Source organism: Streptomyces sp. NPDC054863 (assembly GCF_053610825.1).
The window spans coordinates 18,443-28,321 of record NZ_JBSGZD010000088.1 but is presented as its reverse complement, the minus strand read 5'-3'; the positions used below and the strand labels follow the sequence as shown (position 1 = coordinate 28,321).

Sequence of the window (9,879 nt, the reverse complement as noted above, 5' to 3'; positions counted from 1 at the left end):
CTCCAGGGCCGGCCCCGCCCCGCACACGTGCGTACGCGCTCCCCGCGGTGCGCTCAACGGCTCCGCAGGGCCTTGATGAGTTCGGCCTTCGTCATGCGGGAGCGGCCGTCGATGCCGATCTTCTTGGCCTCCGCGTAGAGGTCCTCCTTGGAGCGGTCCTCGTACGCCCCGGCCTTCCCGCCCCGCTTCCCGACGGCCTTGCGGGAGGTGGCGGCGGCACTGTTCGCGATGCGGGCGGCCTTCTCCTTGCCCGCGCCCTCGCGGCGCAGCGCCTGGTAGGTCTTCTCGTCCTTGATCTGCGGATTCGGCATGGAAGAAACACCTCCGGTTGAGGGAGTGGTTCCTCTACGACTACCCGACCCGCTCGGGTCATGCCCGTCGGGAGAGGAGGCCCGGCGGGTCAGTCCAGCTTGACCCGGCGGGTCAGTCCAGCTTGAGGTGCACCCGCACCCGCTTGCCGCCCGCCAACCGCTGGATGTCGTACTTGCTGCAGAGTGCGAGCACCAGCTCCAGGCCGTGGCCGCCGATCCGTTCCGGGTCGGGGGCGCCGGGCTGCGGGAGGCTGTCGTCGGTGTCCCACACGGTGATCTGGAGACAGTCCGGGTCCGGGCCCTGCCGGTCCACCGAGAGGTCGAGGAGACAGGGGCCGGGTGCGTACTTCGCCGCGTTGGTGACCAGCTCGCTGACCACGAGCTTCACCGTGTCGGCCGTCCTCGGCGTCACCCGGACTCCGTACAGGGCCTGGGCCCGTATCAGGAAATCGGCGGCGAAGTCCCTTGCCTCACCGATCGTGCCGGGCGCGCCGTCGTATGTCGCGCCGGCACTGAAGGGGATGGTCACCGCCATAGTCGCTTCCCGCACCGTCCGCACCACCCGTCTCTGTCGTACACCTGACGTCCCCCGTGATGTCCGGTGCTCTGCTGACGCGCTTTCCCCATCGTCGCGTTTTCAGTCATGGGAAATCCGGGAGATGCGGGGGAAGTCAACGCGAGGCGGGTGGGCCGCCCGTCAGAGGGACAGTGCGTTCGCCGGTGCGCGGGCCGGGGCACACGGGAGCCATGAACCTCATGCATGCCGAGACCCTCGCCGAGGCGCTCACCGACAGTCCGGCCGCCGGTCTCGCCGCCGCCGGTCCCGACCTGCCCGTCGCCGCCCGGGTCGTTCTCGGACTGGTCTTCGTGCTCGCGCTGCTGAGCGCCGCCGCCCGCTACCGCCGGCCGTCGTCGAAGGAGGACTGAGGCCGGGAGGGTGACTGAGGCCGGGAGGGCGGCTCAGGCCGGGCGGGCGGCTGAGGCTGGGACCGGGCGGGAGCCTGGGGCCGGGTGGGGCACGGCTCCTCGGCCAGAGCCGCGATCTGGGTGCGGGACGAGAAGCCCAGCTTGGCCAGGATGTGTTCGACGTGGGCGTCGGCCGTCCGCTTGGAGATGACCAGCTGTTCGGAGATCTCCCGGTTGGTCAGGCCCGCCGAGACGAGGGCGGCGACCTCCTGTTCGCGCCGGGTGAGGTGGTCGCGGGCGGCGGACCGGTCGGTGCCCTGGCGCGGCAGCGGGGCGGGCACCGGGGCGGGCGACTGGGCCAGGGCCAGTTCGACCGCCCGGTCCAGGGGGAGCAGGGCGCCCTGCGCGAAGAGGCGTGCGTACGTCTCCTCGCCCAGCCGGGTCCGTACGTCCTCCTCCACCCGGGCGTGGTCGTCCGGGTAGATGGCGACCCCGATCATCGGATTGCCGATCTTGCGCCACAGCTCGCCGCAGGTACCGAGCAGCCAGGCCGCCAGGCGCGTGCGGCCCGTGCCGGCGGCGCCCCAGGCGAGCAGTTCCAGACAGTTCGCGGTGCCGAAGACGTCCTGGAGTTCGCGGTTGAGCGCCACGGAGGCGAGGGCGAGGCGGAAGGCCTCCGCCGGGTCGCCGCGCACCCAGGCCGCCATGCCCTTGACGCCCAGGGCCTGGCTCCTGACCATGCACTCCCCGGCGGCGCTCTCAGGGCCGGAATCGATCCGGCGCAGCGCCTCGTCGGCGTGCAGGGTGGCCTCGTCGGCATGGCGCAGCAGGGAGTGCATGTAGGCCCGCTGGTAGTGGTGCACGATCAGCCCGAAGTGGTTGTCGAGCCGGTGCTGCATCACCAGGGAGTCGTCCAGCATCCGGCGCCCGTTGGCCTCGTCGCCGAACAGCCAGCCGACGCCGCCCGCGTAGCCGAGTGCCAGGGCGAGGCCCAGGTCGTCACCGGCCTCGGCGGCGACCCGGCGGGCCGTGTCGAAGCCCGTCAGCGCGGGCTCGACGTCGCCCTGCATGGTGGCCAGGAGCGAACCCCACAGGAAGCCCGCCGCACGCTCCTTGCAGGGTTCAGGTTCCAGGGCCAGGCCCTTGGCGATCCAGTACCTGCCCTCCTTGAACAGGCCCGCGACGGCCCAGAACGGCCACAGCCCGGCCGCCGCGCGCAGTGCGGGCCGCACCCCGTCCGGACGGCCGAGCGCATGCTCAAGGGCGCTGCGCAGATTGGCCAGGTCGTGGTGCAACTGCCAGTACAGCGGCACCTGTTCGGAGGTCACGAACCGGTCGGCGAAGCGGCGGGCGCGCGCGAAGTAGTGGTCCTGGTGCCGTCGCGAGAGCCGTCCGCGCTCCTCCTCGGCGCACCTGTCGGCCCCGTACTCGCGGATCGTGTCGAGCAGCCGGTAGTGGGACCCGTCCTCGCCGACCCGCAGGACGACGGACTTGTCGACGAGTCCGACCAGGAACTCCAGGACCTCCCCGCGCGGCAGCGCGTCCCCCTCCGGAAGCTCCTCGTCCCCCGCGCAGATCTCCTCGACGGCGGTCAGGTCGAAGGGCCCTGCGAACACAGAAAGCCGTGTCCACAGCAGCCGCTCCTGCTCGGAGCAGAGGTCGTGGCTCCAGTCGATGGCGGTACGGAGCGTCTGGTGGCGCGGCAGTACGGCGCTGCGCCGCCCTCCGGTGAGGAGCTGGAAGCGGTGCTCCAGGCGGGCGGTGAGCTGGGCGAGGGGCAGGGCCCGCAGGCGTACGGTCGCGAGCTCGATGGCCAGCGGGATGCCGTCGAGGCGCCTGCACAGGGCGGTGACGTCGGCGCGGTTGCCGTCGTCGACGGTGAAGCAGGGGAGCACGGCGGCGGCCCGCTGCGCGAACAGCTCGATCGCGTCGTCGTCCCCCAACGGCGCGACGGGCAGGGTGTGTTCACCGGGTACGTCGAGCGGCTGGCGGCTCGTGGCGAGGACGGTGACGCCCGGCACCTCGCGCAGCAGCAGGTCGGTGAGGAGGGCGCAGGCGTCGAGGAGGTGCTCGCAGGTGTCGAGGACCAGCAGCATCCGGCGCGGCGCGAGGTGCTCCATGACGACGTCGAGCATGTCCCGGCCGGTCTGCTCGGGCAGCCCCAGTGCGTCGGCGACGGCGCCGGGCAGCAGCTCGGGGTCGTGCAGGGCGGACAGTTCGACGAGGACGCCGCCGTCCTCGTACTCGCCCTTCGCGTCGAGCGCGGTACGCAGCGCGAGACGGCTCTTGCCGACGCCACCCGGACCGATCAGGGTGACGAGCCGGGACCGGCGCAGCAGCTCGCGCATCCGGTCCAGTTCCGAGGTGCGGCCGACGAAGCCCGTCACTTCGAGGGGCAGGGTGCCGGTGCGCCGGGTGTAGCCGAGTGCCATGTCGCCCCCATGTGCGGTGATCAAGCCGAGGTGCGGTGCTCAAGGTGCGTACCGGTGCGGCCCGTTGGGGGCACCGTTTCTCAGCGTACGGTTCCGCTACCGGGAGTACCCGCTCTCACCGGCCGCCATTGCTCCCGCGCTCCGGCGTTCCGCGCCCGGGAGTACCGCGCTCCGGCGTTCCGCGCCCGGGCGTCCCGCGCTCCGGAGTCTCGCCCGGAGTCCCGCGCCCCGGCGTCCTGGGCTTCGCCGTCCCGCGCTCCGCCGTCCTGGGGGCCGGCAGTCCCCGCTCGGGAGTCCCGGGCCCCGGCGTCCCGCCCGCGCCCTCCTCCCGGGCCAGGGCCGCGATCTGGGTCCGCGAGGAGAAGCCCAGCTTGGCCAGGATGTGCTCGACGTGGGCGTCGGCGGTCCGCTTGGAGATGACCAGCTGTTCGGAGATCTCCCGGTTGGTGAGGCCCGCCGAGACGAGGGTGGCGACCTCGCGTTCGCGCCGGGTGAGGTTCTCGTACGAGGGCGGCCGGTCGCCGGGAGCGGTGAGGTTCACGGGGCGGGTGGCACCTGCCAGGGCCAGCTCCACCGCCTGGTCGAGGGAGAGCTGGGCGCCCTGCGCGAAGAGCAGCCGGAACTCCGACGCGCCCAGCACCCCGCGCACCTGCTCCTCCACCCGCGAGTGGTCGTCCTGGTAGATGGCCACGCCGATCATGGGGGAGCCGATCTTGCGCCAGAGCTCGCTGCAGGTGCCGAGCAGCCAGGCGGCGAGACGGTGGCGGCCGGTCTCGGCGGACCCCCAGGCCAGCAGCTCCAGCGAGTTCGTGGCGGCGTAGGCGTCTCTCAACTCCCGGCTGGCGCGCAGCGATTCGCGGGCGAGCCGGACGCTTTCGGGGGCGTCGCCCCTCGTCCAGGCGGCCATGCCCTTGATGCCGAGCACCTGGCTGGTGATCATGCATTCGCCGACGCCGCCTCCGGGGGCCTCGGCGATCCGCCGCAGTGCCTCGTCGGCGTGTGCGTCGGACTCGTCGGAGCGGCGTATCAGCGACTGGATGTACGCGCTCGTGTGGTGGTGGATCACCAGGCCGAGCGGGTCTCCGATGCGGAGCTGCCCGGCGAGGGCCTCGGACGAGGTGCCGCGCCCGTTGGCCTCGTCGCCGGCCATCCAGGCCATGCCGCCGAGGTAGCCGAGGGCCAGCACCCGGTCGAGTTCGGAGCCGCACGCCTCGGCGACCCGGCAGGTCTCCTGGAAGCCCGCGAGCGCGGGCCCGATGTCACCCTGCATGACGGCCAGGAGGCTCCCCCACAGCAGCGCCTGCGAGCGCTCCCGCGACGGCTCGTGGTCAAGGGCGAGGCCCTTGTCCAGCCAGTACCTGCCCTCCTTGAGCAGCCCCGCCGTCGACCAGAACGGCCACAGCCTGCCCGCCATCACCAGTGCGGGCCGCACCCCGTCCGGCCGCGAGAGCGAGTACTTCAGCGCACCGCGCAGATCGGCGAGGTCGCGGTGCAACTGCCAGTAGAGCGGCACCTGTTCCGGGGTGAGAAGCATCTCGAAGAAGTACGAGGCGCGCCCCAGGTAGTGGTCCCGGTGGCGCCGTCTGCACCGCTCGCGCTCCGCCTTCGTACACCTGTCGTCGCCGTACTCGCGGATCGTGTCGAGCAGCCGGTAACGGGCGCCCTCGTCGCCGTCCCGCAGGACGACGGACTTGTCGACGAGCCCTATCAGATGCTCCAGGATCCGCGCCCGGGCGAGCCCGCCGCCCCGCACCGCCACGCCCGCCTCGCCGCTCCCCTGCGCATCCCCGTCCGCGCCGTGCTCCGCATCGCGCCCCTCGTCGTCGGAGCAGACCTCCTCGACGGCCGTCAGGTCGAAGGACCCGGCGAACACCGAAAGCCGTGCCCACAGCAGCCGTTCCTGCTCGGAGCAGAGGTCGTGGCTCCAGTCGATGGCGGTACGGAGCGTCTGGTGGCGCGGCAGGGAGGCGCTGCGCCGCCCGCCGGTCAGCACCTGGAAGCGCTGTTCCAGACGCGCGGCGAGCTGCTCCAGGGGCAGGGCCCGCAGCCGCACGGCGCCGAGCTCGATCGCGAGCGGGATGCCGTCGAGGCGGGTGCACAGGGCGAGGACGTGCCCCCGGTTGCCTTCGTTCACCTCGAAGCCGGGGACGGCGGCGGCGGCCCGCTGCGCGAACAGCTCGATCGCGTCCTCGTCGCCCAACGGCGGTACCAGCAGGGTGTGTTCACCGGGTACGTCGAGCGGCTGGCGGCTCGTGGCGAGGAGGGTGACGCCCGGGGCCTCCCGCAGCAGCAGATCGGTGAGCAGCCCGCACGCGTCCAGCAGGTGCTCGCACGTGTCGAGGACCAGCAGCAGGTGCCGGTCCGCCAGGTGCTCGACCACCACGTCCGCCATCACCCGGCCGGACTGCTCGGGCAGCCCCAGCGCGCCGGCCACCGCGCCGGGCAGCAGCTCGGGGTCGCGCAGGGCGGACAGCTCGACGAGTACGACCCCGTCGTCGTACTCCCCCTTCAGGGAGAGCGCGGTACGCAGCGCGAGACGGCTCTTGCCGACGCCGCCCGGCCCGAGCAGGGTGGCGAGCCGCGACCGTCGCAGCAGCTCCCGCACCCGATCGAGCTCGGAGATGCGGCCGACGAAGCCCGTCACCTCGACGGGCAGCGTGCCGGTGCGCCGGGTGTAGCCGAGTGCCATGTCGCCCCCACACGCGGTTCTCAATGTGCGTACCAGTGTGGCCCGTTAGGAGGTCACTGTCAGCGCGTGGACCGCACGGTGACTGGCCGTGACGGTCGGGGGCAAGAGCGCAGGCCCCGGGCGGTTCACTCGAACGGAGTACATCGGAGAGAACCCGCCCGAGGACCCCCGAAGGGCCTGCTACGGCGGGAAGGGCGCGTCCGGCGGGTGCGCGGGACCCCCGGCGGGGCGGTCCCTGCGGTCGCGAGCGGCGCGGTGGTCGCGCGCACTGGACGTATGCGCAGGGCATCGCAAGGAATCGGTGCTGCGCGGAAGGAGACGAGAAGCCCATGACCGCTCCCAACGGCTACACCCCTGAGGACCTGTCCGGCGCGAACGTGGTCGACGCCGAGGGCAACAAGGTCGGGGCCGTGCAGAAGGTCTACCGAGACGACACCACCGGGGAACCGGAGTGGGTCACGGTGAGGACCGGGCTGTTCGGCACCAAGGAGACGTTCGTCCCGCTGGCGGGTGCCACCCGCACCGACGGCGGGCTGCGGGTCCCGCACAGCAAGGACCTCATCAAGGACGCGCCGCGCATCGACGTCGACGGCCATCTGGACCGTACGGAGGAGGGCACCCTCTACCAGCACTACGGTCTGAGGGGCCCGGGCGACACGGCGCGCGGCAACGGCTTCGCGGGCCGCGAGACGGACTCGGCCACCACGTCAACAGGGCGCCACGCAGCCGGAGTCGCCGGTACGACGGCTGCCGCCGGTGGCATGGCGGGCGGCACGGCCGCCGCGAACCGCGCGAAGAGCACCACCGCGGCTTCGGGCCGGGTGGAATCCACCACCCGCCCCCTGGCGGGCGCGGGTGCGCCGACGCGTGGCGCGGACAGCGACATGACGGGCCGCACGGCGCCGGGCACGACCGGCAGCAAGGGCCAGACCGAAGAGATCCTCCTCTCCGAGGAGCGGCTGAGCTTCGCGACCGAGGAACACGAGAGCGGTCGCGCCGAGCTGCGCAAGCGCGTGGTGACGGAGGAGGTCACGAAGGCGGTCGAGGTCAGCCACGAGGAGGTGCGGGTCACCCGCGTACCGATCACCGACGAGGAACGCCGCGCGGGCCGCACCGCCGGCAACATCGGCGAGGGCCGGGTCGAGGTCGTCCTCCACGAGGAGCGCGCGGTGATGCGCAAGGAGACCGTCCCGGTGGAACGGGTCCGCCTGGAGGTCTACAAGGTGACCGAACAGCAGGAGGTCTCGGGCCAGGTCCGCAAGGAAGAGATCGACTACGACGAGGGCCTGACCGCCAAGCACGCAGGTGCCCGCGAAACCTGGAACGCGGAAAAGAACCGCGGCAAGCGGTGAACCCGGCAGGCGCCTAGGGTCAATCGGCCCGTCCCCGGGGACCGCCCGACGCGACCCGTCCCCGGGGCCGCCCGACCCCACCTGCCCCCGGGCCCTGCGTTCCCCGCCGGCCGGACTGCCCCTCAGCCCGGCCGGCGTTCGCGTGCCACCGGTGGCAGCCCCCCACCCCGCGGCCGACACCTCAGAGAAGGTCGAGGGAAGGGGCCGCCCGGCCCCGCCGCAGGCGCGACCACTCCCCGCACACGCGAACCCCACCTCCGTGCGGAGAGGCCCCGGCCCCGCCGCGGGTGCGTCCCCTTCCCGCACGTGTGCACCGCGCCCGGGTGCGGGGAGGGTTCGGCCCCGCCGCGGGTGCGTCCACTCCTCGCACGTGTGAATACCGTCCGGGTCTGGGGAGGCCCCGAGCGCGCCGCGGGCGTGTCCCTTCCCGCACGTGTGCACCGCGCCCGGGTGCGGGGAGGCCCCGGTCCCGCCGCGGGTGCGTCCGCTTTCCGCAGGTGTGTTTTGCGGCCGGGTCGTACCCGCACCCGCCCCCGTCCGCCCTGTGGCTACCCCCACCCCACACCCGCCAGCCTGCCCGATGGGGCATCGGTGAGCGCCCAACTAGCTTCGGTGCATGCCCAGTTACCGCACCAAGAGCGTCCTCCTCGCCCTGTCGACGGCCGCCGTCGCGACGTCCCTCTCGATGGCCGGCGGCAGCGCGGCCGTCGCGAATCCCGCAGCTCCGGCCCCGGGCGGCCCCACCGTTCCCTCCCTCGCCTGGACCCCCTGTGTCCAGCCCGGCGGCCCCGCAGGCCAGGAGTGCGCCACCCTCCCCGTCCCCCTCGACTACCGGGACCCCACCGGCCCCCGGCTCTCCCTCGCGGTCTCCCGCATCCGCAGCGACCGCCCCGACAGGCGCCGGGGGGTGCTCATGGCCATGCCGGGCGGCCCGGGAGGCTCCGGGGTTCAGCTGCTCGCGTCGAAGGCCAAGGCGCTGCTGCCCCGCATGGAGGGTGCGTACGACCTCGTCGCCTTCGACCCGCGCGGGGTCGGCGGCAGCACCAGAGCGAACTGCCAACTCCCGGCCGCCGACCGCCATGTGGTGGCCCTGCGGTCCTGGCCGGGCCCGGACGGCCGGATCGACGAGAACGTCGACCGTTCCCGCCGCACCGCCGACCTCTGCGCCCGCAACGGCGGCGCCGTCATCCGCAGCTTCACCTCCGCCAACCAGGCCCGGGACATGGACCTGCTCCGGAGCGCGCTCGGCGAGCGGAAGATCTCCACCTGGAGCGTCTCGTACGGGGCGTACGTCGCCGCGGTGTACGCCCAGAAGTTCCCGCACCGTACGGACCGCTGGGTGCTGGACAGCATCGCCGACCCCGACCCGAACCGGGTCGGGCAGGGCTGGATGGTGAATACGGGCCGGGCTGTCGAGGACCGCTTCCCCGACTTCGCGAAGTGGGCCGCCGACCCGGCGCAGGACAAGCTGCGGCTCGCCCAACACCCGGAACAGGTAAGGAGCTTGGTCCTGAAGCTGGCCGCACGTCTGGACCGCTCCCCGATGGAGTCGACCACGGCCGGCGTCCCCCTCACCGGCAACCGGCTGCGCCAGTCCCTCCACAACGCCCTGTACGGCAATGAGTTCAGGCCGCTCGCCACGATGATCCAGCAGGCCCTCAAGGCGGACCCCGAGGACAGGCCGGTGCTGACGCCCGACGTGTCAGGACCGCTGCCGGACGAGGACGCGGCCATCACGATGGCCGTCATCTGCAACGACGTGCGCTGGCCGACCGGCCCCGGCACGGTCGCCGCGTACCGCAAGAGCGTCGCCGCGGACCGGGCCCGCTTCCCCCTCACGGCAGGCCTGCCCGCCAACATCACGCCCTGCTCGTTCTGGCAGGCCCCGGCCGAGAAGCCCACCCGGATCACGTCCGAAGGCCCCTCGAACGTCCTGATGGTCCAGAACCGCCGCGACCCCGCCACCCCGTACTTCGGTGCCCTCAAGATGCGCGAGGCGCTCGGCGACCGGGCCCGTATGGTCACGGTCGAGGACCCGGGCGGCCACGGGGCCTACCTGAAGAACGGCAACGCGTGCGGCGACGACCTGGTGAGCAGGTTCCTGACCACGGGAACGCGGCCCGCGAAGGACGCGTACTGCACCAAGTAGGGTCGTGGAGAAGGGGGTTGGGGTGGTAGGGGTAAGGAGT

At 72.9% G+C, this 9,879-nt stretch carries 7 protein-coding genes; 3 read left to right on the top strand and 4 right to left on the bottom strand.

The features are described 5' to 3' along the window. Window positions 1-53: 53 nt before the first annotated feature. Both ACWGIG_RS17925 and ACWGIG_RS17920 read right to left on the bottom strand, forming a co-directional pair. Window positions 54-311, bottom strand: coding sequence for a DUF7218 family protein (locus ACWGIG_RS17925; protein WP_453322568.1), 258 nt, complete (start codon window positions 309-311; stop codon window positions 54-56). A 112-nt stretch (window positions 312-423) separates the two neighbouring features. Further along, a complete protein-coding gene (locus tag ACWGIG_RS17920; protein ID WP_453322567.1) occupies window positions 424-846 on the bottom strand; it encodes an ATP-binding protein in 423 nt (140 codons plus the stop codon). Window positions 847-1,058: 212 nt separating this feature from the next. Here ACWGIG_RS17920 and ACWGIG_RS17915 point away from each other — a divergent pair, with 212 nt between their 5' ends. Then, window positions 1,059-1,238, top strand: coding sequence for a hypothetical protein (locus ACWGIG_RS17915; RefSeq protein WP_453322566.1), 180 nt, complete (start codon window positions 1,059-1,061; stop codon window positions 1,236-1,238). Here the strand turns inward: ACWGIG_RS17915 and ACWGIG_RS17910 are convergent. Continuing rightward, window positions 1,208-3,649 carry an ATP-binding protein gene (locus ACWGIG_RS17910; protein ID WP_453322565.1) on the bottom strand — a complete coding sequence of 814 codons (2,442 nt, stop codon included), beginning with the start codon at window positions 3,647-3,649 and terminating at the stop codon, window positions 1,208-1,210. The two genes, ACWGIG_RS17915 and ACWGIG_RS17910, sit on opposite strands and share 31 nt — an antisense overlap. Window positions 3,650-3,764: 115 nt before the next feature. Further along, on the bottom strand, window positions 3,765-6,338 hold the full coding sequence (locus ACWGIG_RS17905) for an ATP-binding protein (RefSeq protein WP_453322564.1): 2,574 nt from the start codon (window positions 6,336-6,338) through the stop codon (window positions 3,765-3,767). Window positions 6,339-6,667: 329 nt separating this feature from the next. Here ACWGIG_RS17905 and ACWGIG_RS17900 point away from each other — a divergent pair, with 329 nt between their 5' ends. Both ACWGIG_RS17900 and ACWGIG_RS17895 read left to right on the top strand, forming a co-directional pair. Continuing rightward, window positions 6,668-7,690 (top strand): PRC and DUF2382 domain-containing protein, encoded by a 1,023-nt coding sequence (locus ACWGIG_RS17900; RefSeq protein ID WP_453322563.1) that lies wholly within the window; start codon window positions 6,668-6,670, stop codon window positions 7,688-7,690. A 616-nt stretch (window positions 7,691-8,306) separates the two neighbouring features. Next, window positions 8,307-9,839, top strand: a complete 1,533-nt coding sequence (locus ACWGIG_RS17895) for an alpha/beta hydrolase (RefSeq protein WP_453322562.1) — start codon at window positions 8,307-8,309, stop codon at window positions 9,837-9,839. Window positions 9,840-9,879 lie beyond the last annotated feature (40 nt).